The sequence below is a fragment of the Neorhodopirellula pilleata genome (assembly GCF_007859915.1).
Taxonomy (GTDB): Bacteria; Planctomycetota; Planctomycetia; order Pirellulales; family Pirellulaceae; genus Rhodopirellula; species Rhodopirellula pilleata.
The window spans coordinates 67,266-92,414 of record NZ_SJPM01000001.1; the positions used below are offsets into that span (position 1 = coordinate 67,266).

At 56.3% G+C, this 25,149-nt stretch carries 17 protein-coding genes and 1 pseudogene; 9 read left to right on the forward strand and 9 right to left on the reverse strand.

Annotated elements, in window-relative coordinates; all coding sequences use genetic code 11:
• Nucleotides 1–81 precede the first annotated feature (81 nt).
• From Pla100_RS00220 to Pla100_RS00240, 5 genes are all read right to left on the reverse strand, one after another.
• The gene (locus Pla100_RS00220) at nucleotides 82–1,188 is read right to left on the reverse strand and encodes a DUF1571 domain-containing protein (RefSeq protein ID WP_146575708.1); all 1,107 of its coding nucleotides are present in this window, start codon (nucleotides 1,186–1,188) and stop codon (nucleotides 82–84) included.
• 136 nt (nucleotides 1,189–1,324) lie between these two features.
• On the reverse strand, nucleotides 1,325–1,981 hold the full coding sequence (gene tmk, locus Pla100_RS00225) for a dTMP kinase (RefSeq protein WP_146575709.1): 657 nt from the start codon (nucleotides 1,979–1,981) through the stop codon (nucleotides 1,325–1,327).
• A gap of 13 nt (nucleotides 1,982–1,994) precedes the next feature.
• Nucleotides 1,995–2,573: a hypothetical protein gene (locus Pla100_RS00230; RefSeq protein ID WP_146575710.1), complete on the reverse strand. Its 579-nt coding sequence runs from the start codon at nucleotides 2,571–2,573 to the stop codon at nucleotides 1,995–1,997.
• Nucleotides 2,570–3,967, reverse strand: coding sequence for a POT family MFS transporter (locus Pla100_RS00235; protein WP_146575711.1), 1,398 nt, complete (start codon nucleotides 3,965–3,967; stop codon nucleotides 2,570–2,572). The genes Pla100_RS00230 and Pla100_RS00235 overlap by 4 nt, the downstream gene beginning before the upstream one ends.
• A complete protein-coding gene (locus tag Pla100_RS00240; protein WP_146575712.1) occupies nucleotides 3,967–7,134 on the reverse strand; it encodes a hypothetical protein in 3,168 nt (1,055 codons plus the stop codon). The genes Pla100_RS00235 and Pla100_RS00240 overlap by 1 nt, the downstream gene beginning before the upstream one ends.
• 360 nt (nucleotides 7,135–7,494) lie before the next feature.
• On the opposite strand from Pla100_RS00240, the gene Pla100_RS00245 reads away from it, so the two are divergent.
• Nucleotides 7,495–8,445 (forward strand): sulfite exporter TauE/SafE family protein, encoded by a 951-nt coding sequence (locus Pla100_RS00245; protein WP_146575713.1) that lies wholly within the window; start codon nucleotides 7,495–7,497, stop codon nucleotides 8,443–8,445.
• Nucleotides 8,442–9,464 (forward strand): glutamate--tRNA ligase family protein, encoded by a 1,023-nt coding sequence (locus Pla100_RS00250; RefSeq protein ID WP_146575714.1) that lies wholly within the window; start codon nucleotides 8,442–8,444, stop codon nucleotides 9,462–9,464. The genes Pla100_RS00245 and Pla100_RS00250 overlap by 4 nt, the downstream gene beginning before the upstream one ends.
• A gap of 115 nt (nucleotides 9,465–9,579) precedes the next feature.
• Here the strand turns inward: Pla100_RS00250 and Pla100_RS00255 are convergent, their stop codons facing one another.
• Nucleotides 9,580–10,656: a tRNA dihydrouridine synthase gene (locus tag Pla100_RS00255; protein ID WP_231602489.1), complete on the reverse strand. Its 1,077-nt coding sequence runs from the start codon at nucleotides 10,654–10,656 to the stop codon at nucleotides 9,580–9,582.
• Between the two features lie 656 nt (nucleotides 10,657–11,312).
• On the opposite strand from Pla100_RS00255, the pseudogene arfB reads away from it, so the two are divergent.
• The 3 genes and pseudogenes from arfB to Pla100_RS00270 all read left to right on the forward strand — a co-directional run.
• Nucleotides 11,313–11,693, forward strand: a pseudogene (gene arfB / locus Pla100_RS00260) (alternative ribosome rescue aminoacyl-tRNA hydrolase ArfB); the annotation flags it as partial.
• A gap of 86 nt (nucleotides 11,694–11,779) precedes the next feature.
• On the forward strand, nucleotides 11,780–12,514 hold the full coding sequence (locus tag Pla100_RS00265; RefSeq protein ID WP_146575717.1) for a UvrB/UvrC motif-containing protein: 735 nt from the start codon (nucleotides 11,780–11,782) through the stop codon (nucleotides 12,512–12,514).
• Nucleotides 12,515–12,783: 269 nt separating this feature from the next.
• Entirely contained in the window at nucleotides 12,784–14,232 is a 1,449-nt protein-coding gene (locus Pla100_RS00270) for a sensor histidine kinase (RefSeq protein ID WP_146575718.1), read from the forward strand.
• Nucleotides 14,233–14,264: 32 nt separating this feature from the next.
• Here the strand turns inward: Pla100_RS00270 and Pla100_RS00275 are convergent, their stop codons facing one another.
• On the reverse strand, nucleotides 14,265–14,960 hold the full coding sequence (locus Pla100_RS00275; protein ID WP_146575719.1) for a sigma-70 family RNA polymerase sigma factor: 696 nt from the start codon (nucleotides 14,958–14,960) through the stop codon (nucleotides 14,265–14,267).
• A 97-nt stretch (nucleotides 14,961–15,057) separates the two neighbouring features.
• Here Pla100_RS00275 and Pla100_RS00280 point away from each other — a divergent pair, with 97 nt between their 5' ends.
• Nucleotides 15,058–17,427, forward strand: a complete 2,370-nt coding sequence (locus tag Pla100_RS00280; RefSeq protein WP_146575720.1) for a serine/threonine-protein kinase — start codon at nucleotides 15,058–15,060, stop codon at nucleotides 17,425–17,427.
• Between the two features lie 73 nt (nucleotides 17,428–17,500).
• Here Pla100_RS00280 and Pla100_RS00285 read toward each other — a convergent pair whose 3' ends face one another.
• Together Pla100_RS00285 and Pla100_RS00290 are read right to left on the reverse strand one after the other, a co-directional pair.
• Nucleotides 17,501–18,019: a hypothetical protein gene (locus Pla100_RS00285; RefSeq protein ID WP_146575721.1), complete on the reverse strand. Its 519-nt coding sequence runs from the start codon at nucleotides 18,017–18,019 to the stop codon at nucleotides 17,501–17,503.
• Between the two features lie 158 nt (nucleotides 18,020–18,177).
• Nucleotides 18,178–19,191 carry an SAM-dependent methyltransferase gene (locus Pla100_RS00290; RefSeq protein WP_146576514.1) on the reverse strand — a complete coding sequence of 338 codons (1,014 nt, stop codon included), beginning with the start codon at nucleotides 19,189–19,191 and terminating at the stop codon, nucleotides 18,178–18,180.
• A 473-nt stretch (nucleotides 19,192–19,664) separates the two neighbouring features.
• Between Pla100_RS00290 and Pla100_RS00295 the strand changes: the two genes are divergently transcribed.
• Genes Pla100_RS00295 through Pla100_RS00305 form a run of 3 tightly spaced genes read left to right on the forward strand, consistent with a single transcriptional unit; the run spans nucleotide 19,665 to nucleotide 25,083 of the window.
• On the forward strand, nucleotides 19,665–20,192 hold the full coding sequence (locus Pla100_RS00295) for a sigma-70 family RNA polymerase sigma factor (RefSeq protein WP_146575722.1): 528 nt from the start codon (nucleotides 19,665–19,667) through the stop codon (nucleotides 20,190–20,192).
• On the forward strand, nucleotides 20,189–21,868 hold the full coding sequence (locus tag Pla100_RS00300) for a FecR domain-containing protein (protein ID WP_146575723.1): 1,680 nt from the start codon (nucleotides 20,189–20,191) through the stop codon (nucleotides 21,866–21,868). The genes Pla100_RS00295 and Pla100_RS00300 overlap by 4 nt, the downstream gene beginning before the upstream one ends.
• On the forward strand, nucleotides 21,865–25,083 hold the full coding sequence (locus tag Pla100_RS00305; protein WP_146575724.1) for a DUF1553 domain-containing protein: 3,219 nt from the start codon (nucleotides 21,865–21,867) through the stop codon (nucleotides 25,081–25,083). The genes Pla100_RS00300 and Pla100_RS00305 overlap by 4 nt, the downstream gene beginning before the upstream one ends.
• The last annotated feature ends 66 nt before the right edge of the window (nucleotides 25,084–25,149 follow it).

Sequence of the window (25,149 nt, forward strand, 5' to 3'; positions counted from 1 at the left end):
AATCTAGGGTCAGCAGAACACGACGGATTGAGGCGGCTGTGGTCAAGTGTGCCAGTAAAAACGATTGGGCGTGGCCTCGAATTATTTCTCCAGCGGGGCGGCATCGTCTTTGGCTTCGTCTTCGTCTTCTTCATCCTCGGTTCGAAAACGATAGGCTGGATTGGCGCGGTCGAAGTCTAAATCCGTCAGTTCGGCTTCGAGGTTGATTTTGGTGATCACGTATTGTTCTTGCAAAACCGGTTCGCCACCCTCTGCCCCAGGCCACGCATACGATGCAAAGTACACCGGCAATTGCCACTCGTCATCGATGTAGACCTTGGCGATTTGAAAGTCCGACTGTGGCGTTTGCTTGAGTTGCCGGATTTCAATGTGTTGACAACTGCGTCCATCCACTTTGGCGTCGGCGAACAAGCGAATCTGAATGGGGCAATCGGCCGGTTGCGTTTCCATGCGATCGAGAATCTGTTGCAGCATCGGTCGAATTCCGGTCTGCGTGATCGAATAGTTGGTGTCCTTTCGGGCCAACCGACCATCGGGATCCAACTTTAATGTCAGGTTTGGCAAACGGCTCCCACCACGACGGACCAACAAATCCCCGTCGAGTTGGTTTTCGACGTAAAGCACTTCGCGACCGGCAACTTTTTCAGGCTTTAGGAATTTTGCGTAAATAGAAAGCGGTTGGATCAATTGGCCGTTCTGCACCCGCCGATCACGGACCTTCAAACGAAGATATTGAGCCGAGTCCAATTTGCCATCGATGGTTTCCTGTTTGACGATTAAGCAAGTATAGGCGTCAATGGTGGTCTCGAACTTCTCTTTGGCCCGACGCGCCAATTCGATCAGCGGCTCGAGCGATTCGGGAGGCCTGGCCCCCGGTCCGATCATGTCGATCGGCTTGGCGTTCATGGCCTGGGTTTCTTCGGGATCGACCGCGTCGAGCGATTCGGCGACATCGGTAGATTTCTCGCTACCAAGGGCTTTTGCTGGTGTTCGCTCTACATTTGGCTTGTTATCGGACGTCTTGCTTTCCGATGTCTTGGGTCGGGGATTGTTGGTACCGGATTTGACGTCATCTGCGCTCAAGTGAATGGTAGCAAGCAGGCATACCAGGCAAATGAAAACCTGTCCGAGCAGCCGCATTGGGACGGCGAGTTGCGGCTGAGGCGGACTGAGTCGTCGAAAACTCATGAGATCGTTCCGGGCGAGAGTCGAAGGAATAACATCGCGTAGTTTAGCTTACGATAGCCTTGCCGGCGGCGTCGGGTCAAACAGCCCAACACCACAAAATCCGGGGCGCGAGTGGCGGCGACTTTCAGCCGCCGATTCAGGAGCCGGAAAAGAGTCCTGACACCTTTTGTGCGGTGACTGCTGTCCAGATTCGCTCGGCGACTTCGTCGGGGGCGCCTTGGGCGTCGATGACCTCCCCGCGGCCGCCGGTTTGAGGTAGTTCTCGCAAGAACGCTTCGCGGACGTTGGCCATGTATTCTTGTCCACGGGACTCCATCCGGTCGGCGGGGCCGTCGAGCCTTGCCATCGCGATCTCGACCGGCATGTCGAGCACCAAGGTGAGATCCGGCGACAACCCTCCGCAGGCGATCCGGCCCATTTGCCACAACGTCTCCGGTGCAACGGTTGGCTTTCCATTCTCGCGGCCGTTGCCGGTACTTTGGTAGACCACGTTGGCCAATAGAAAGCGATCCGAAATGATCGTTTTGCCCGCCGCCAATGCCGGACGCAGGATCGTCTCGATCATTTCTGTCCTGCTCGCCATGAACAACATCGCTTCGGTCAGTCGATTCATTCGCAAGTCACTGTCCAATAAGATCTCCCGCAACCTCGCACCGATTTCCGTCGAGCCGGGATCGCGGACCGTCATCACGTCGCACCCCGCTTGTGTCAACCGTTCGGCTAGCATGGCGATCTGCGTTGATTTACCGACGCCGTCGATGCCGTCGAGCGAGATGAAACGAGGTAAGTTCATGCGTCAGACAAAGCTATTGAATGGGACCACTGGTGAAGCCATCGGCGTTGCCGACGATCTGGAAATGTCGATACCCGGTCACGACCCAACCGCCGTGATCGGATGAGTCCAACCCGCGTTTTTCGAAAGTCAGATTCAGCCGACGAGGTACCGAAATGTTCTGGATCGAACCTCGTTTGCTGCTGACGGTTACCTTGACGGTCATTTCCACTTCGGCCTGAACCGGGAGGGTGTTTTCAATGACGCGAATACTGCGGATGTTTCCCACGTCCGCTTGGCTGAACTCCCACTGCGGAAGTTCGCCGGCCGCTTGCCGTCGCGTCGATTCGTCCCCGATGACGGACAACGCCCGCGGGTGATCGTTCGCCTCGACGGCGTCGGCGACTTCGTGAATCAGTTGTTCGATTCGTTCGCGATCGGTTACCCAATTTTCAGCAATCACCCAAGCCAACGGAACGCACACCGCGAGCACCAAACCGATGATCGCCAGCGGTTTCTTGCCGGTTTGCAACCACCCGTAAATCAGGGCGGCCGATAGCACCCCCAACGCGATCGAAACGACCAACGGACTTTCGGCGAGCAGTTCACTCATCGGGATGCGGACTGGTCTAAGATCGCTTGTTCATGGTCAATGTCACTGTCGTGGTCGCCCTCGTCTTGGATGTATGTCTTTCCGTGATAGAAGTAGGCGACGGCGATGTAAATGATCGCGGCGGCCAGCATCAATCCGGTGAAGAACCAGTAATACGACGCACCGGGTAGTTTGGACGTTCCATCCGGGTTGCTGATGATCGCGTTGACCCCGGCGGTGATGAAGTTGCCCAACGAAACCGACAACATGTACAAGCTCATGATAATCGACTTGATACTGTTGGGCGCCTGCGTGTAGCTAAACTCCAAACAGGTGATCGACACCATGACTTCGGCAGCGGTCAAGATGACATAAGCGAGCACCTGCCAGCCGATGTTGGGCGTGCCGCCGTCTTGAATGTTTTGCTCGATCAACGCGCTGATTGAAAACGCGGCGACGGTTAAGAACATGCCGATGCCGATCTTGCGAAGCGGCGTGAGTTTGAATACTTGATCGATCGCCGGATAAATCGCGTAGCTGAACAAAGGAACCATAATCAAGATCAGGAACGGGTTGGCCGCTTGGATCTGGCTCGACAACAAGTTCGTGCCCAAGAAGTTGCGATCCATGTTTTCGGCTTGCAAGACCCAAGCGCTCGCGGTTTGATCGAATAGGCTCCAGAACACCGCGACCAACACGTAGATGGGAGCAAGTGCCAAGATCGCCTTGAGCCCCGCGCCCGTGAAGGCGTCTTTGAAAACACCGACGCCACGGGCGGGAATGTGAACAAAACGGTTGCGGCCCATCCAGAATAGAATCGTCGCGACTGCCATCAGCACGCCGGGAACGCCGAAGGCAACTTGTGATCCGTAGCGGTCCAATAACCATGGCGTCAACAACGTCGACAAAAATGCGCCCATGTTGATCGCGACATAAAACCAGCCGAACACTTTCGACAGCAGATGCGAATTGCGTGTTCCGAATTGGTCGCCGACGTGCGCCGAAACACATGGTTTGATGGCCCCGGTTCCCAAGGCGATCAGGCTGAGTCCAACGGCCAGCCCCATTCGCGTTTCATCGACCGCCAAGGCCAAGTGCCCGAAACAGTAGAGCACCGACAAATACAAAATCGTGCGGTACTTGCCGAGCAACCAATCCGCGATCAACGCGCCGGCTAACGGAGTGAAGTACGCGGCCATCACAAAGATGTGAACCCAAAACTTCGCGTCCTCGCCGCTCATCGGATCGACGCCGCCGCTCGACCCGATCAAATACTGGGTCATGAAGACGGTAAGAATCGCCTTCATGCCGTAGAAGCTAAACCGTTCGGCCGCTTCGTTACCAATGATATAAGGAATGCCGCTGGGCAGGCCGTCGATCGGCGCAGGACTCGTTTGGTAAGAACGCGATGACATCAGGATCCTTTATCGCTGGAAGGGGCCCCTTTGGCGGATGCCCGTTGGGACGGGACGTGAGGATCACGACGATACCGGTTTCGCCACAGGTCGAACAGGGTGCGCCGGTCTGGACGCGGTTCGATCTGCTCGGTGTCGGAGGGTTTCGCGGAAACCTCGTTCGGCATCGGTGACGGTGTGCTCTCCCCCGGAGCAACGCGGGCTAGTCGCATGGTTGTTTTCTGCTTCAACAGACTCACCCGGGGGATTTCCTCACTAGGGCCAAATTCGCCGATCCAATTAAACGTTCCGGACCGCTTCTCAGCCGACCCGGCAACGGGCAAACCCGGATCGGCAACCGAACCAGAATCAACGGGCAAGCCAAGTTGTGACAACGCAGGCGACAATGGTTCCATTGCCAAAGCCTCGATCAAATCGTTATGGATCGGTGCGGTCGGCTGGTCCGATATCGTACCTGCCGAAACCGACTCGGGGGTGATCAACTCGTCGGAAACCACCGACGCAACCGGTGTCGGAACAGCGAGCGGTGCCATTGCTTCGGCAGGGATGTCAACCGTTGCTGGGATATCGACCGTTTCGGGTGCATCTGCCATTCCCGCAATTTCGACTGTGTCCGAAGTGTCGATCGTTCGACTCAAACGTTCCCAGTCGGTCGCGACCAACAATCGCTGCGCCGCCTCAAAGCGTCCTTGTTGCAAATCCGCCAACGCGAGCAGTGCCTGTTTCGGAAGCGGCTCGATTTCAGCGACGGGTAAGAAGTCCGAGCAACTGCGTAGATCGGACAACCGAATGCAGCCACCGCCATCCAGTTGCCACTGTAGGTAGACGTCGCTGACCTCGGCGACTTCACCTAAATCCACTTCAGCAACGAAGCGCATGACACGGCCATTGCCCTTCGAGGACACGAGATCGTGATGAACTAAAAACGGCAGCGGCTCATCGTTTTTGGCATCACAAAGCGTCCAGCGAATGTCATCCAGCGCGATTTCGTCGGATAGTTCGATTCGCGTCGCGACGAACAAGCGTCGAGACTCAGGAACCGGAAAAGACCCGGATCTTACGCAACCGCAAGGGGCTTCGGGCCAGTGCCGCGGAACAAACGTTTTGATTTGCAAGCACTCTTGCTTTCTCGCAACAGCGTTCTCCTTGTCCGAAAGCGGGACGGTCGAGATTTCGATTCCATGTCCGTCAAACAAATTCCACTTCGTCGGTCGTCCCGATTCGTCGCGGTCGCTCCAATCCGCATTGGGGATTCGGTTGTCTGACTTCAGTTCCCAACGCGAGGCCGATTCCGCATGGCTCAACAGCCGCTCACAATGACGGGTGATTCGTTCGCGATCGGTGATCCTGCGTTTGCATTGACAGACCAGTTGTGGTTCAACTTGCGATGTTCCTACCGCCAGAACAAACTGCTCAACCTCGTATGCTGAAAGGTGAATCACTTTCGAGTTACCATCGTCTTTACCGGATGGGTCCTTCACGCGAGTCCTTAATACGACGGCCGCATCCCAAGGCGAGAGGTTGGCGACCCGGCCACTTCCCGACTTGGCATCCCAGGATGCGTGAATGCCTTCGCCGAGTTCGGTCAGCTCACTCACTTCGGCTGAACACGAGAGAAGACTGCGATGACGTAACCACTGCGGTTGAGCAAGATGACGCAAGCTTCCATTACTGACAATCGAGCTCGCTTTTCGTTTCACAATCGCCGTGGCAACCGAGTGTTCATGGAACGAACCAGCGATTTGCGGCGGATGAGTTTCGTTGCTCCGCCGGACGAGCAGTTGCTCGCTAGCTACAGGGTCGTCCACAATCCATTGAAATGGCAATGAAATCGGTTCGGATCGCACCGCCCTTAGGCGAAATCCGTTTGATAATCCTACGATGGGGTGCGTCGTCCATGCGATCGACGTCGGGCTCCAGGCACGGTGACGTTCGTCGTCGACGTCCTGCGCGACATCGGATGGTGCGTAGGCGTCCGGTGGCAATACCCAGACACATGGATCGGATGGATGATTCGCAAGTTTGCGAGCCGCGGCGATCGTTTGATCCGACTTCGCGGCGTCATACAAGGCAACCCCCACAAACGCCTTGGACGACGAATGCTCGGTTGTCCATTGCGTAATTTCGTCCATGTTCGCTGAGTTCGGCGCGACTTCAATCGCGGGAACCAACCGCAAGCCAGCATTCGCGAAGCCGTTAAACCAAAGTTCGAATTGATCCGGTGGCACATCGATGATCGCACCGTTTGACGCCTGGAAATCCAACAACTGAACAACGCGGTCCACGAGTTTCATTGAATCCATTTCATCCAGCCGTGCACCGGATCTCCCCAGCAACGTTTCTTGAACTTCGTCAAACCGAAGTAAGACCGTCGGAGTTGGCCGACCCGGTTGCTCACCGCTAGACGCCGAGGCATCATCGATCGAACGATCAGCGGTGAGCCGATTGCCGTTTCGGAACTTCGGCAGTTCGAGCTTCAAGCCGGGGCGATCGATTGGTTCCAGAACACGCACGACAACATCACACGTATCAGAGTGGTTGTTTTTCCACGTCGTGATGGTCCATCGGACATGGCCGGTCCGCGTCCAAAACGGGATTTTCAGTTCGTGTCGGGACGGATCATTCGCCGCGACGATTCCGAGAACATCGACCGCCGAATCAAATAGAACGATCTGTTCGTCGGCTTGTCCGACTTGTTCTAATCGGACTTGGTAGCGATCAACGACTTCGGCGGGTAGTTCGATCTCGGCGATCAGTGGTGTCTCGATCGGCAGGTCGGCGAGATCCCAGTGACGTTCATGCTCTTGATGGTCCTGCAGATAGACCTTCGGCGGCTGGTCACTATCGTTCGCATTGCCACCGGCGAACGGTTGATTGCCTCGGTCGCTTTTGGTTCGTGATTCCGTATTACCCTTGGAGTCCCATTGAGTCAGTGTCGATTCTGTCCGAACGTTCCAGTTGCTAGGTGCGGTCCGGTCGGTTACCAAGCCTTCCTCAATCATTTCAAAATCGCCTGAATCTCCGTAACCATCAGGGAGTGTCATTCCCTCAGCGGCCGGTGATTCTTGAGCGATCGCCGTCAAGGGCGGGACAATCGCGGCAAGACCCCATCCGAACGCGACGGCGAAGACGACTGTCCGGTGCGAGGTCTTAGGTTGGAATTGCATGGCGATGGCTCGGCGACCCGGTAATGACAATCAAACGAGGTACGACCCCTTCAACGCAATCGACCCAATTATTGCAATCGACGGGGCATAACCGTCGCAATGAGCAAGAATCGCACCACCGGTCTGACGAAGCCGTCCGCTCGTCGGAATAGCCCGATCAATCAAATTTGACGGGTTAGTCAAACCCTGCCGATTGCGAATAAGATGTCGTGGTCGTTCCTACTTCGCCGTTATCGTGTTCACCGCTGAAAGCCTATCCGAAAAGGGGCTGACCCTTTGGAGGCGTGTCGATATCGGTTACTTTTTTGCATCGCCGGAGAGGGTCAGCCCCCTTTTCGGATAACCTTGTGATTGTCATTCATGCACCGTTATTCCTGGTATCTCGCCGGATTCGTTTGGCTGTTGTGGGCGGTCGGGGTGACGTTTTTGGTTTCTCCAGCGGAACTGTTGAGTCACTGGGTCATCGCCCCGACGATGCTTGTGGGCAGTTTCATTGCCGGCAGTACGAGTGCCGGAGGCGGCGCGGTGGCCTTTCCCGTCATGACGTTGATCTTTCACGTCGACCCGCCGGTCGCTCGAGATTTCTCGTTGATGATCCAGTCCGTCGGCATGGGCGCGGCGTCGATCGGGATCGTGCTGATGAAAATTCAGATCGATTGGCGTGCCGTTTGGTTATCGAATCTAGGCGGCTTGTTCGGATTAATGATCGGATTTGAAATCAGCGGGCTGATGTCGCCGCCCCTGGTCAAGATGTTTTTTGTCTCGTTGTGGCTATCGCTCGCCTTGGCTTTGTTTCTGGTGAATCGGCGGAACGCGAGTATCGTCACCGAACTGGTGTATCCGAATCGCTTGTTGAGCGTCGCGTTGGTGCTGATGGGCGTCCTCGGTGGAACGATTTCGGGAATCACGGGCAGCGGCCTGGACATGCTCGTTTTTGCCATGCTGACCATCATGTTCCGGCTCAGCGAAAAGGTGGCGACCCCCACGAGCGTCGTGATCATGGCGGTCAACGCGATGGCGGGCACGACGCTGCGATTGATCGGCGGCGGAGTGTGGCCCGAAGCGGTGGCGTTTTGGTGGTGCGCGGTCCCGGTCGTCGTCGTCGGAGCCCCCGTCGGGGCATGGTTCATTCGGAATAAAGATCGACGCTTCATCACGAATTGGTTGTATGTCGCGATCGCAGCTCAATTCATCGGTGCGATGGTTATCGTACCTCAAACATACCAAACACTGTGCCTCGTCGCCGCCACCACGTATCTGGGTAGCTTGTTGTTCCTATCGATGCGACGTTGGGGGCCACGATTCACATGACGCGCTCTCCGGTTTGTCGCCTGGCACCCTCTCCGACCGGTGCCCAACACCTGGGCAATGCGAGAACGTTCCTAATCGCGTACTGGAGTGCCCGGTCTCAGAACGCAAGGTTGCTGCTGCGGATCGAAGACATCGATTCGCCCCGAATCAAGCCGTGGGCGACCGCGCAGGTGTTCGAAGACTTGGCGTGGCTGGGAATCCAATACGACGGCGAGCCGGTGATCCAAACCGAACGATCGGAGGTTTACCAATCCGTGCTCCGAAACCTCATCGAGGATGATCGCGTTTATCCTTGCGTATGCTCGCGAAAGGACATCGACGAAGCCGCGTCGGCGCCCCACGAACACTCGGTATCGGCATCGTCACTCCGTGCGACGAGCGGCTTTCATTCATTGGAGCCTGAGACAACGATCTATCCGGGCACGTGCTCGAGTTGGCACCGTGGTCAGGCGATGCCACCGGACGGCGACTATTGCTTGCGTTTTCGGATCGACCCTCATTCGATGAGACTGGATGATCTGGTCGCCGGAACCGTTCACTGCGATCCGACATCGGCACTGGGGGATTTTCCTGTGACACGAAAAGAAGGCGTCGCCGCCTATCAAATCGCCGTCGTGATCGACGACGTCGACGCCGGAGTCACCGAAGTCGTACGCGGTGATGACTTGTTGGCCAGTGCGTTTCGACAACGACAAATCTATGACTACTTACGACAATCGCCGCCTCAATACGCCCATGTTCCGTTGGTCGTCGGCGCGGACGGACGTCGCTTGGCCAAACGGCACGGCGATACGCGTTTGTCGTGGTATCGCGACCAAGGCGTCCACGCCAAGACCATCGTCGCTTGGGCCGCCAATTCGGTTTTCGGGCATCAAGAGGATTTTCCCCAACCCGATCAAACGCGTGATTGGACGCTCGACCAATGGCATCAAGCGATGATCGACCAATTCGATTGGTCCCGGGTCAGCCAAAGCAAGACGGTCATCACCTCCCCCGACCCCGCCGAACTGCGAGTCTAGTTGGCTTAAAACGTGGCACGGTGGTCCCCACCGTGATTCTCGACGGAGGACCGTCGAGCCACGTTGATGACACCCTAAAGTCAAATGTGGTTGAAACACTCGTGGTGTTCTTTCATCACTCTTCCTGAGATCCATGCAGCTCACGCGGAACGAACCGACCCGGGCCATCGATCGCGTAGTGTTCCGCCAACGCGGACTCAAACTCGTCGCGGGTGCGTAAGCGAGCGAACGCCAATCGAACATTCTCGTAATCCGGGTGGCACTGCGAGTACTTGATGCAAAACTTCCGCATCAACAGCGGTGCCCGATCGACCGTGTAAGTTTGTTCGCACAACGTGAAGTGCTCTCGCATCACGGCGGTTTGCTCGTGCAGCGTCGGCGGTGGTGGCAATTCACCGGTATCCGCTAGCGTTCGGGTTTGCTGAAAGATCCATGGATTGCCGATCGCGCCGCGTGCGACCGTCACGCCGTCAACTCCCGTTTCAGCGATCATCTTGAGTGAATCCTCTGCGGAGAATAAGTCTCCGCTGCCGAGAATCTTTAGCCGGTTGCCGACGTGAGCTTTCACTTCACGCAAGAACGACCACCGACTCGGTCCGACATAACGTTGCACGACCGTTCGGCCGTGGACGGTCGCGGCCGCCAGACCCACACGCATCGCTCCGTCGATGATCTCAAAGAACTGATCTCGGGCTTCGTCGGTGTCGTCGATCCCCCGCCGCATTTTGACGGTCACGGGAATCGCGTCGGGAACGATGTCGCGGGTTCGTTTCAAGATCTCGATCGCGACGGCGGGTTGTGACAAATGAAAGCCACCACGGCATCGACCGAGTACCTTCTTGACCGGACAACCGAAGTTCACGTCAATGATGTCAAAGCCCGCTTCGACAAGTTTCAACGCACCGAGCGAGAATTGTTCCGGTTCGGCCCCCATCAACTGACCGCCGACGGGGTGTTCTTCGTCAGCAATGTCGAGGAAGTGACGTGTTCGCTCGCGTTTGGTCAACGACAACAAGAACTGATCCAGCATCACCTCGCAAACGCTGTAACTCGCACCATGCCGACGGGCGATCACCCGCATCGGCAGATCGCTGTAACCGGACAACGCCGCCTGCACCACCGGAAACCCGATCGCCACGTTGCCGATCGTCAACGGTCGCAAGTCGGCGGCGGGAAGGGCTGAGGAACTCATGAACGACATCAAGGGGTGGTTGGTTTGAAGGGACGCAAAACGCGGATCAAGAAGCCCGGCGAATCAGGGAACTCGATGTGCGGTAAGATGTTAGCATGACGCGAACCGGTTCGTGACCGACCGTGTCTGTCTCGCCACGTAGGCGAGTTTCGCCGAGGCTCGATTAGGCGTCTCTACATCAGTTACCGCCGCATTTGGTGTTTTTTGAATGCATTTGATACAAACCCGACGCGCGACGGGCTGTTGATTTAGTCCTCATCGAAACCCGAAGCGTGAGCGAGGGATACATACAGAGGCCTTAATGGCGCTGAATCCCTCGCTCACGCGTCGGGTTACGATTAAATCAACAAGCCCGCGAGCGAGGGAATTCGTTCCAAACTTTTTGATACCAGCGAATCCACTCGCTTGCCGGTCTGTTGATTGAATCGTTTAACGGCAAGCCGCAGGCGACAGAGTTTGAAAACGCAGGCGCCTGCGGCTTGCCGTTAAACGAAAACGCCCAAACGTGCAATCAATCAACACGCCGGTGCGCGTCGGGCTTGTACGTTTGCGGCGTAGCCGCTTTAAGTGGAAAATTTTTTCTGCCGCTCGACCACATACTGAAATTTATGTCTGATTTATCCGTTACTCACCGATTTGTCATCCCCGAGACCGCCTTGTCGTGGTCGGCTTCCCGCAGCAGCGGGCCGGGCGGACAAAATGTCAACAAGGTCAATTCGCGGGTCACACTGCGTTGGACACCGCAACCGCAAGACGGGTTCGACGAGGCCTGGTGTCATCGTTTTGAAAAGCGGTACGCCAACCGGATCAATCAGGAAGGTGAGTTTATCTTACATAGCGATAAGACTCGCGATCAAATCCGCAACCTAGCCGATGCTCGCGCTCGTCTGGTCACGATGTTGCTCGAGTGCCGCGTGCCACCCAAAACACGGACGCCGACGCGTCCCACTTTAGGCAGTAAAAAGCGACGCATCGAAGGGAAAAAGCGACTGTCCCAGAAAAAACGATTGCGTGGGACGCCGCGCCGCGACGATTGAAGGTTCTCATCGGGCGAGCCGGTGATATACTGGTGGATTGTCCCGACGAGTTGCCTCGCTTTTCTTATCACCCTCTCGCGAATTACATGAAACGCCCCCGGCATTTGGACGACCTTCTCAAACGATGGGCCTTTGATCCGGCGACCCTCAACGTTCGCATGATCAAAGGCAAAGACGACCGGGATGTGTTGCAGATGCGGGTGGACATGGGCATTTTGCAACTCGAAACGACCGGGCGTCCCGATGGCGAAAAAATCAGTGGTTCGGACAGCTATCTCGAACACCTGCAACTGCGTCGGCTCAACGATCCCGATTACGAGTTGACCGAACGCGATTGCAACGAGATCGATCGCGAGTTCATGCAATTCTACCACCGACGGATTTGCTGGTTGCGGTTGCAGTTCTATCATCGCGCGGTCACAGACGCGGATCACACATTGCGCCTGATGGACCTTTGCGAAGAAATGTCCGACGATCCGGAATGGACGTCGACCCACGAACAGTATCGTCCCTTCGTGTTGTTCCACCGGACGCAAGCCGAAGCCCTCGGCGAACTCGAAGAGAACACACCCGAAGAAGCGATTCAAGCGATCAACCGTGGCCTCGATGTTTTGCGTGTGTTCTTCGTCAAGCACGACGCCGAAGAACACTTCGACGAAGACGAATTGATCGTCCGATTGATCGACCTTCGCGAATCGCTGCGCAACGAGTATTCGGTCGGGCAAACGTTACGGGAACGTCTCGACCAAGCCGTTCAACAAGAACAGTACGAATTGGCCGCCAAACTTCGCGACGAACTGACCCGCCGCGAAACGCACTAGCGGGCTGTTGATTTAATCGTAACCCGACGCGTGAGCGAGGGATCGAACGCCATTGAAACCTCTGCAGGTATCCCTCGCTAACGCTTTTTGAAGTTGCGTTTTTTTCGTAACCCGCTGCGTAAGCGAGGGATAATTGATATTGACTCATCCCTCGCTTACGCGTCGGGTTACGATAAACCAATGCCACAGGCAAGAGCGCAACTTCAAAACTAACGCTTCGGGTTACGAAGCAGTCTAAATCACCAGCTCGCTATTGCAAGAATCTGAAAATGCCATTGATCTCGCCCGCTCCGCTGGGGTCGTCTACTTGGCTGTTGCGGTTGCGTTCGTTTGCCACCATCGGGCAACTGATCACGATTATTTTGGCAAGATTCGTTACTCCCACGACGCTGCCGATCTTGCCGTTGTTTTTGATGGTCTTGCTGACGGCGACCACCAACTTTGTGTACGGTTGGTGGCTGGTCCGGATTAAGAAGAACGAAGTGACCGCGTCTCCGCTTAAGTCGCCCTATGGCAAGCCGGCCGTTGAGCGTGAGAACGACTGCATCGGTACACCTTTGCGGGTAGCGTTCGGATTGATGGCGTTGGATTTGGTCACGTTGACGGTAATGTTGTACCTCAGTGGTGGTGCCGATAACCCGTTTTGCTTTTTCTACTTCGTCAACCTCGCCGTCGGTGGCGTGATGTTGCATCGTGGAGCGGCCTGGGCGTTGACGGTCTTGGCCGTTGCCGGGTACGCCACGCTGCTTTGGCAGTCGATGCCAGTTCTGGGGCTCAGTGTGCAGCCGATCGACGGAGCGGTTTGGCGATGGAATACGTTGTCGATGCGAAACGTGGCTTCGTTGATCGCGTTTGTTACCTGCGGATCGGTAATTACCTACTTTGTCACGCGAACCGCCCGGACGCTCCGCGATCGCGAAGAGGATTTATTACGCAGCCAATCTGAACGTGCCGACGCGATCCGATTGGAAGGCTTGACCACGCTCGCTGCCGGGGCGGCTCACGAGTTGGCAACCCCATTGTCGGCGATCGACGTCGCTTGCCGCGAATTATCACGTCATCTCGAGGCGGTCGACAAACCGTCTTCGATCGACGACGACCTGCGATTGATCGATGGTCAATTGCAGATATGTCGTCAAGTCTTAACTCGCATGCGATCAGCCGCCGGAGACGCCGTCGCCGATCAGTGGAACCGCACAACGCTTGGGGAACTCATCGACACGGTTCTCGAAGGCATCCGCGATCCGCATCGTGTCGAGATCCTCGAGCCGGATACGCCGTGGGTTCCCGACCTGTCGCATCATTCGTTGCCATCCCAAGCCGACGACCACGATGGGACCGGCGGTGTCGATGACGACACACCGCCTTGGGAACTGCAGCCGATGTGGTTGCCGCAGGAAGCCGTCGCTCAGGCGATCCGAAACCTGATCCACAACGCCCTCGACGCGAGCAGCGATGCCGACAGTACGGTTACCGTGCAAGCTCAACGTTTGGGAAATGAAATGGCGATCTATGTGATCGATCGCGGTCACGGGATGTCGGAAGACGTGCTCGGCCGAGCGGGCGAACCTTTTTTCACGACGAAAGAACCTGGACGCGGGATCGGATTGGGTTTGTTCTTGACACGCAACGTGATCACGCGGCTCGGCGGACGGCTGAGTTTTGACTCCAACCCCGGTTCGGGCACGCGGGCGACCGTGATCTTGCCGCTGCCGTAGTTTTGCCACTTACTTGCGTCCACGTCGACGGGTCATACGGGGCGACGTCTTGATGTCGATGGTTTCACATCGCTTAGTGCGTCTTCGAGCCACTTCGTGCTGCGAGACAACATCACTCGGACGGCCGCGTCGGATTTCCCAGTTTTCTCGGCGATTTGTTTGCTCGTTTTTCCTTCGAGATATCGCATCGTGACGACGGTACGCTGTTCCTCTGGCATTGAGTCGAGCGTTTGTCGAAGCCTCGAGAGTCTCACGTCACGGCTGAGCACCGCCGACGGCGACGTGATGCTGGCCGCCAACATCGCCTGCAATCCGTCGCGACCGGTATCCTCTCCGCCAGCTTGAAACGACACTTCACGACCGGCGTCGCGGCGTTTGGCTTCGAAATGGTGGCGGTGAGCGTCGACGACCCGGCGTCGGGCGAGTTGTTGCAGCCATTGCCAAACGGTGTATTGATCCAAGGGTGCCGTCGCCAAACCACTGACCGCCGATGTGGCCACTTCTTGCAACAGATCGTCGACTTCCGTCACGGCGAGCAACCGCGGACCACAGAGGCTGCGGATAAAACCGGCCAGCCTTCGCTCGTGATTTTTCAAATAGTCCGCCAGCAGGCAGACCGACCGTTCTTCGGCGATGCGTCGGCCGTCGCCTCCATCATCATCGCATTGGTCGTCTTCGCTAGCGCCGTTATCGAGTGGACCATCGTCGTTCGTGGTGGGAGTCCCCATGGAGGCGTTCCTTGATGGATCGGGTAGGCTGTATGAAAACAGCGATCGAGCATTCTGCGTCCGTTTGACAGTCTAACCTTTTTTCCTGACCGAATTGATGGTGTCGTCTCTATCCAACGAACCGATCGATGACGATTCCCAACGGCTCGAACTTGCCCTGATGGAATTGGCGTCGATTGCACCGGTCGAGAATCTGCGACAGATCCGTGAGTTGATCCAGAATATCGATCCAAATGTGGGAGCCGAAGGGACCCAATCGCAGCCGCTGATTGCCGATTCAAGAGGCGTGCCGGTCGTCCAGAATCTTGCGATCGAGCTGATTGTCGAACTGATTAAAATGGACCTTTCAACCGTTTTCGAAGTCGCTGCCGAAACGTCGCGACCTCCGGTCCGCGAACTTGACGACTACTTGAATCACTTCGCCGACTGGCTACCTCGGAATCGCGTGCCGCTGTCGTTGGTTTTGGAATATCGGCAATGTGAACAGTCGATCGGACGCTTCCGAAGTTGGACGGACGAATCGGTCTGTTTTCCTCATCTGAGCGATCATTTTAAGCGATTCGCAGATGCGGAATCCCCGCGCGAGATAGCATCGAACGATCACGATACCGACGAACAAGTCGCCCGCGACGCGATCATCCACGCGATGCAACCGGGCGAAGTGATGGACGATTTTGAAATCATCCGGCGGTTGGGAAAGGGTTCGTTCGCCAGCGTTTACTTAGCACGCCAACAATCGATGGCACGCTTGGTCGCATTGAAACTCTCTCGTCGTCGAGGTAACGAATCTCGGACGCTGGCGAAATTCGATCATCCGCATATTGTTCGCGTGTTTGATGAGCGACAAGCGGCGTCCTCGCCCGTGTCCTTGTTGTACATGGAGTATTTAGCGGGTGGCACGTTGGGCGACGTCGTCAAACGTGTTCGGGAGACCCGTCCGGAAGATCGCTGCGGCACGATGTTGCTGGCCGCCGTCGATCAAAACTTACTCGATGCCGCACAACAGATCCCGGCACATTCACAAATACGCGACTTCATCGCCACGGCGGATTGGACATCGGTGGTGGCATGGATCGGGGTGCAATTGAGCCAAGGTTTGCAAGCGGCTCATCAAGAAGGCGTGCTGCACCGTGATCTCAAACCGGCCAACGTTTTGTTGTCCGCCGAAGGCCAAGTCAAGTTGGCCGATTTCAATGTCAGCGTGATGACACAGCCCGACACGAGTTCAACAAGCGATCAGGTCGGCGGCTCGATCGCCTACATGGCACCGGAACATATCGAGGCGATGATGCGAGCCCGGGGCACCAATCCTACCGCCACGTCGTCTTACGATGACTGCCAGCCCGATGTCGGCACACCTGCGGATCTGTATTCGGTCGGCGTGTTGTTGTGGGAATTGTGGCGAGGTGAAAGACCGTTTTCATGTGAAGACGACTTTGAAAGCCAAGATGACATGCTGCAGGCGCATTGGAGGTCGCGGCAACTTTGGCAAGCTGACGAATTCGACACACATGATCGAGCCATCAATGGTAGCGATAGCATCCTTCATGACGTGCTGACACGATGTTTGGATGTTGTCCCGAGCCGCCGGCCGGCCGACGGAGCTGAATTGGCGGGGCGATTGCGTTTGGCGTTGTGCCCACGCGCGGCCCGTTTCATTCTTCCTCCCCATGATTCGTGGGACGCGTTCCTGTCGCGTCAATCAGTTTGGTTGGTGGCCATGACTGCGATCCTGGTTCCCAACATCGCCGCCGCAATTTTCAATTTCTACTACAACCACGCGGCCGTTATCGCTTCGCATCCGGGCATGAAAACGGGGTTCTTCCATTTGGCCAGCGTAGTCAATGCGGTCGCATTTCCGATCGGAGCGGCCGCGATGGTCGTGACGGCGTTTCCGGTCGCCCGATCGATGAAACGGTTGCGTCTTCGCGTCGGAGCCAGTCCGAAGGATTTGAATCGTTTGATGGAATTGCCGCCGCGAGCCGCTTGGATCGGGTTGACGTTATGGATGGTCGCCGCACTGATTTACCCGGGAATGTTGAGCGGTTGGTATGGCGAATTCAGTAAACTCGAAGCCCTGCACTTCTTTGGTTCGCTCTTGGTGTGCGGCGGCGTCGCGGCGGTGTACCCGTTTTTTGCGTTAACCGTTCTCTGCACCCGAGTTTACTATCCCGCGATGGTGCGACACGACGTTCGTGACGATTCATTCGATTGGCGTGGTCGGTTGTTGCTGCGGCGGTGCGGACATTACCTGTTTCTGGCCGCTGGCATCCCGTTGCTGGCGATCCTGTTGTTGCTCAGTCGTGAATCGATGGCCCGCCCAGTCGTCGCCATCGCCGTCGTGGCCACCGGATGCGGATTGCTCGCCGCTTGGCTGGCACACGGTTACGTGATGACCGTATGGGATACCCTCGCCGATGTGCTCTCCAACCGCCGCCGATCGATCCCAGGACTGCGGGAAGACTGAAAATAAAACAAAAAAGGGAAGCTCAAGTCATCTTGAGCTTCCCTGGATGCGAGGTCGTCTGGTTTGGGCCGTTTCAGTCCATGAGGAATCCGGTCCGTTCGCTGATCATCAGGATCCACTCCGAGGACGCGATGGGTCGGTCGACTCCGCCGGTCAACATCAGGATACTTGCCAAGTCGTCAGTGCAGTTGAACTCTAGATCCGGCTCGCTCATCTTCAGTCCCAAACCCGACCCGATCACCAACCCGCGGGCGTCGTTGATGTTCAATGGTCGGGATCGCAGGCCGCTGACTTCCAACAAGAAACCGAGTTCCTCACCGACCTTCGCGGTATTGACTCGAATGCCGGAAACTTCCAGCAAGAATCCCAATTCCTCGGGCGTCATCGGTTGATTGCCGATGCCCATCTTGGCGGCAACTTCCATCACGACGACGGCTCGTTCATCGACGGCACGGTTGAGTGCTTTGACGCCCGACACCTCCAGCAAGAAGGAGTCTTTCGGCGGGGTGCGATAGTCGGCTGCGGGGACGCTCGAGGCGGCGACGAACAGGCTGGCGGCGACGGTCAGGGCGGCAACGATTTGAATCTTCATGGTTTCTCTCCGGTCGGGGGTTGTTTGAAAAAATCAGTGACGTCTTCGTCACAATCAACCCAGCGGAGGATTCTCAGATTCGTTACATCGATTTTCAAAAAGTTTTTTTTCTTAGGATCTTGCCGGTCTTCACCTGCCCTGTTTGATCGATTTGTCATTTACCAACTTACCGCGAAACAAACCTCACAACGGTTTCTCGCCAACTGCCGAACTTCGAGCTGTTTTGGTTTCCAACGCATGACCTCGTCGCACCATCGAGGGATTTGGTCCGCCCGGGAGTAATTCCCGAGTTTCATCGTGATCAAACATCCCCGGATGTTGGTTTCCCGGCTGTCAACGATGTTTCGCACCGTGCTCAACGTCGCGTCCGGTTTGACGTTCGAATCGACCAACAACCATTTCGCGTCCCGATAAACCCGGCGAGGCAAGTCTCCGGCGCGGGTGGCGAAGTGCTGGAAACGCGGGTGCTCGGCGATGCGAGGATCCATTTCCGCCGGATCGATGCCGATCACATTGAGCCCCATCTCCAGCAACCGCCCGCAAGCGCCGCCGGGGGCGCTGCCGACCTCGACCGCCAAGTCGCCTGGGCGCAGATCAAAGCCGCTCCAGGTGATCGCTTCGGCGGCTTTGTAGTACGCTCTTGAGATCGGTTCAAACTCCGGTGCAACGGGTTGAATCCCGCCCGGCCATCGGCTCGGCCAATGGGTCGCCGTGTGGATGCCGAAAAACCACTCTGAGGGATCGACCAAGACCACGTCGAGGATCGATTCACTCGGCTGAGCGATCTGATTGGCGGTGGCGCAGCGAAACAGGTTCTCGGGAGCTAACTGCAAGATTCTCGCCGCTACCGCCTTGGCGACTTCGTCGATCTCCGGTTCGAAATCAAAACGACCGATCGGGGCCCGATCCCGCGGCCACACATGCAATTGATCGATCGGCAAACGCACCGATTCGACGGATTGGAAGAGTTGCTCGATCAACGAATCGCCCTGGTCGCCCTTGGCATTTCCGAGTGAGCGGCAGCACGTGCGAATGAAGATCCCGGTCGGCGGCGGGAGCTCTCGATCGTGTTTTGCGGTCACAAAGCCCGGCCGAGAGAACGCCAACCGCCAACCCGCCTCAGCGATCTGTTCTTTGACGAGCCCTTCGGCTCCATGGGCGCAGGTCATCATCGCAAAACTGGGCCCGTCGTTCGGCGGCGGTGTTTCGCTCGGAAGCTCGGGCGACGGCACAGCACGTGACTGCGATTTTGCGATCGCATTGGCCCATGGATTTGGTTTTTCGGTCATCAAACGGTGTCGAGCTAGCAGGATGTAACGTCGATCACCACCTGGGGCGATCCGACGGTCCGTTAACATAACCGCGACGGTCGTTTTGGTTAATCGACCGAGCCGCGTTTTTCGGGTCTGACATCACATTACGGGCAGGTGATGGTGACTTTCAAACGCCAACCTGGTGGGAGAACGCCCCGGTTTGATGTTCAGGCCCGCTGGCTCGGTCCACCGAAACCGGGGAACTTCAGTCTGTCAAAAAAAACGACATTATTTTGGCACTGACCGTCCAAAACGAGTAAACAACCATATCTCCGTTGCCATATCTCCGTTGATTGTCCCCTGATTTCTTTCTCGTTTTTCCTGCCGCGAAAATGTTGCCATCGAAATCTGAGCGGCTGGTTGAACTCCTTTCCCAGCATCACGATTCGCTGTACCGCTATATTTTCTCGCTGGTCGGAAACGCGCACGATGCTCGCGACGTTTTGCAAGAGACCTCGTTCGCACTCTACGAAAAGTGGGACCAGTTTGATTCGTCGCGGCCTTTTTTACCATGGGCGTACAAGTTCGCTTACATCCATGTGCTCAAGTGGCGAGCGGCGCGGGCGAAGCACTGCCCGACGCTCGACGCGGACGTGATTGAATTACTCGCCGTCGAGCGACAACAAGAGGAATCCCAGCTGGCTGCACGGTTGGACGTCCTAGAAAATTGTTTGTCTCAGTTGCCCGACAAGGACCGTGAGTTGGTTCAAGATCGATACTTTCGCGGCATCACTCCCGACGAACTTGTCGATCATCGCCGAACCAGCCGACGAACCTTGTTTCGGGAATTGCAGCGTGTTCGACACCTATTGATGGCCTGCATCGAACGCAAACTACAACAAGATCCGGAGCCGGCATGACGAACGATCCAACCCGTGAACGCCTCGAATCGCTCTTGTCGGCTCGCATCGATGATGGACTATCCGAAGATCAAGCCGAAGAACTGAACTTCTTGCTTCGTGATGACCCCGAGAATCGGCGGTTCTATTTGCAATACATGGATGTGCAGGCTCGTTTGACGAGCCCCCCGGTCGAACCCGGAGAAGAATCGCTTGACTGGCGATCGGCCTGGTCGGTGCTCGCATCATCCGATGACCAAGGTGATGCTTCGCAACGTTCGCATCGGGCGAATGCCACCCGACTAACGAAGTGGACCCCTTGGGTCTTGGCCGCTGCATCGGTGATCGGTTTCCTGGCTTTCGATTTCACATTCCGGAAGACCACGACACAACGAATCACTCCGATTTCTGTGACAGGGCAGCCGGTCCGACTGATCAGTTCGGCGGGTGCGGAATTGTTCAACGAACGATTGCCTCCTCTGGGCGGAACGATCCAGTACGATCGCGAATACACTCTCGTCAATGGTTTGCTGACCCTCGAATTCCCTTGCGGTGCCCAGGCCATTCTTGAATCCCCGAGTATCATCGAGATCGTCGATCCGATGCGGATGATGGTCAAAGCCGGCAGGTGTAGCCTTTACGCACCCGAAGGTGCCGAGGGTTTTCAAATCGACACCCCAACGAATCGAATCGTTGACCGCGGGACGCGTTTCAGCGTCACGGTAAACGACGACGGCGACGCCGAGGTACAAGTCGTCGAAGGGATCGCCGAAGTCGAACCGCTGGGCGATGAATCAAACATGACAAAACCCGTTCGTTTGTCGCAGCGAGATGCGATGCGATTGAACGGTTCGGCAATGAAGGAAATCGAGTTCCGAAACGATGACTATCGTTCGATGTTGCCTGATCGAGTGGTCGGCTATCAGGTCGACGATCCGACTTCAGCGAGAACGGTATTATCCGGCCTATCGATTCAACGTGGCGGCGTTCTGATGCGATACTCCGGTGACGAACTGATCGGCTCACGAGCGATTCACTTTAGTGCACCGAAGGATCGATTCGGAGTTTGTATCACTGCCGATAGCGATGAAAACAATCTCAGCGGGAGCCTGGCTTCGCGATTGCTGCTCAATGCGGGATGGATCAACCCCGGAGGTTCCGAAGTGCCTTTAGACGCAGCACCCGAGATAACGCAACCTGACCGATCAACGGCCGATACGATCAGTCACTCCGGAACAATGGGGCTCGGCGTGAAGTTCGATCGGCCTGTATTGAACGGCCCCGGACCAGATGTGGTTCTTTTCGAGATTCAGTCTTTGATCGAGCATCCTGCGGGCGACGCTTTTCATGTCAGTCCGCTCGTTTGGAGACCCGGTCTTCGATCAAGCACGGTGCGAAACTACGACTTGACGACCAAAACCCCTGGTGTGATACCGGTCGGCCCGATCAAGCTCGTTCGTTTTTCATCGTATCTTCGCCATCAAGGTAAAGAGTCATCAACGTCCGTTGAAACTTATGATCCCGCCCGTACCTTTTATGCGATAGCAACGGGAATCGACCTCAGCGATTTGGGTTATGATATGGGTGACTCCGTTGGTGGTCTTTTTTTTCAAGATGCATCGGATAATGAGACGCATTTCGACCCGACGTTAATCTTGGGTCTTCCTGAAACGATTGATCGGATTCAAAAACAATGAGGCACCTGATTTTGCAATCGATCCAGCGAACCTTGTTGGTGATGGCCGGTTTCCTTTCGGTCGGCTCGGTTCATTCCGCCGATATCCCATCCCAACACGTGACATTTTTTGAGAACAAGGTTCGACCTCTGCTCGCCGAACATTGCTTCGAATGCCATAGCGAAGACGAGGCGTCCGGCGAACTTCGGTTGGATTCGTTCGGCGATATGCTTCTCGGTGGTGAGTCTGGGGCCGCGATCGTGCCCGGCAAGCCGGGCGAAAGCGTTCTGATCGAAGCGATCAATTATGAGTCCTTCGAGATGCCGCCGGACGAAAAATTATCTGATGCGGACATCGAAACTCTCACGCGTTGGGTCGCCATCGGAGCACCTTGGCCGGGAGCCGACCCGAACGCACCGGTTAGGAAACGCGAACACTTCGATGAACAAGATCGCGCCTGGTGGGCGATCCAGCCGATTACCGCGCAGGCGCCACCTCGTGCCGAAGCGAAATGGGCCGATTGGGCACGAAACGAGATCGACCTGTTCACGCTCGCCAAGATGCAATCCGAAGGACTCACGCCCGCACCCGAAGCGTCGCGACGCGATCTCGTTCGTCGTGTTTATTTGCAGACCGTGGGTTTGCCGCCGACGCCAGAGCAAGTCGACGAGTTTTTGAATGACCCGCCTGAAGATGCCTACGACCGCTTGGTCGATCGACTGCTCGAATCAAAAGGCTACGGCGAACACGTCGCTCGCCAATGGCTCGACTTGGCTCGCTATGCCGAGAGCGATGGATACCGAGCCGACGAATACCGACCGCACGCGTGGCGTTATCGCGACTACGTCATCAAGTCATTCAACGACGACAAACCGTATGACCGTTTCGTTCAAGAACAACTCGCCGCCGATGAGATGTTTCCCGACGATCTGGACGCGCAGGTCGGGCTGACGTTCTTACGTCATTGGGTCTATGAATGGAATATCCGCGATGCACCGACGCAGTGGAACACGATCATCGAGGACCTCACCGACACGACCGCCGACGTGTTCTTAGGACTCGGCCTGCAGTGTGCGAAATGCCATAACCACAAGTTCGATCCACTGTTGCAAAAAGACTATTTTCGGCTGCGTGCGTTCTTCGATCCCGTCATGCCCGTGGATCTGCCGTGGGCGACGAACGATCAGATCGAACGGTATCAACAAGCACTTGCCAAATGGGAGGCCAATACGCAAACGATCCGCGATCAGATCGCCGAGATCGAAAATCCATATCGTGAAAAATACCGCAACATCGCGATCGATCGGTTTCCCGAAGACGTCCAAGCGATCGCACGCAAAGCGACCGAAGACCGAACGCCTTACGAAGCTCAAATCGCCTACCTGGTTCAACGCCAAGTCCAGGAAGAATACGACCGACTGAACAGCTACATCAAGGCCGACGATAAGGAGAAACTCGTCGTACTTCGCAAACAACTCAGCGAATACGATGCGAACAAACCCGCCGCATTGCCGGTGATCATGGCGGTCCGTGATCAAAGTAAAACGCCGCCGCCGACGGTGATCCCTAAACGGAAAAACGACCTGATCCTGCCGGGAATCCCCACCATTTTGACGCCCGAGCCGATGCCGATCGAATCGGTGTCCGAGACGTCGACCGGACGTCGGACCGCATTGGCCAAATGGATTACCGACCCCGCGAATCCGTTGACCGCCCGCGTCATCGCCAACCGGGTTTGGCAGCTTCATTTCGGTCGCGGCTTGGCCGCTAACACGAGTGACTTCGGCGTCTTGGGCGGACCGCCGACGCACCCGGAACTGCTCGATTGGTTGGCGACGCAATTGGTTACCGACGGATGGAGCCTGAAGGCACTGCACCGGCGAGTTCTGTTGTCGGCCACATTCCGGCAATCAACGGAGCATCCTCAATTCACCGCCTATTCGACCATCGACCCTGCCAATGATTATTACTGGCGTCGCAACACGACTCGTCTGTCGGCCGAACAGATTCGCGATTCGTTGCTGGCCGTCAGTGGAAAGCTGAAAGATCGCAATGGCGGTGGTGGAGTTCATGGCGATTCGCCTTACCGCAGCGTTTACATGCAAGTGCGCCGGAATTCGCCCGACGAACTGCTTGCCAGTTTTGACCTGCCCTTGTTTTTCAATAGCAACTCGTCACGGAACACGACCACGACGCCGATCCAGTCGTTGTTGATGTTCAATAGCGATCGCATGCTCGGTCACGCCCGCAAGTTTGCCCAGCGAATCTCAAGTCAGTCCGATCAATTGGAAGACCAGATCGCGTCCGCATGGAACCTAGCATTTGCTCGTCCACCGACCAAAGGAGAAACTCAAGCGTCGCTCGCGTTCATCAAAACGCAAACGGATCGCTTGCGAGCGATCGAATCCAAAAAGCAGGAACAGACGACAGCGATCGAAACGTCCAAGCTTCCGTATCGTGACGGGCAAGCGGTCAAGTTCGCCGTCAAAGATCCGACATTGCAATTGATCGTCCACGACGACGAGCGTTTGAACGTCTCGGACTTCACCGTCGAAGCGTTCTTTCAACTCCAATCGGTCGACAACGGCGGTGAGGTTCGCACGCTCGTGGCTAAATGGAATCGTTCCAAAGACAAGACCGGTTGGCGGTTCGGAGTGACCGGCAAAGGGTCACGGAGGAAACCCCAAACGTTGGTTTTGCAAGCGTTCGGAAAACTGCAAAACGGCAAGGTCGGCGAAGCCGCAATCTTCTCGGACCAACACATCGAGATGGACACGCCCTACTACGCGTCGGCAAGTGTCAAGTTAGCGACCGGCGACCAACCCGGTACGGTTACCTTTTTCCTCAAAGACCTATCCAACGATGATGAACCGCTAGGTACCGCAGTCATCGAACACACGCTCGCCGGTGACATCGGGAACGCCTCACCATTGACGATCGGACGCGTCGCCGGAAATCAACCTGCGGTCTTCGATGGGCTGATCGACGACGTGCGGTTGGTCAATCGTGCGATCGGCGAAGAAGAAATCCTTTACACGACCGAAAAGGTGATTCCCGGATTGATCGGTTTTTGGCAATTCGAAGTCGATCCCGGCGTGATGGAAAACACTGTCACCGACGAGCTCCCCATCGTCGCCCGAGGCGATTCGATCATCGTCCTAAGTCCCCAAGAATCCGCGTTAGTTGATTTCTGCCACGCGCTACTGAACTCGAACGAGTTCCTATACATAAACTAACCCCAACTCTTCACTCTTCACTCTTCACTCGCCACTCGCCACTCGCCACTCGCCTCTCGCCTCTCG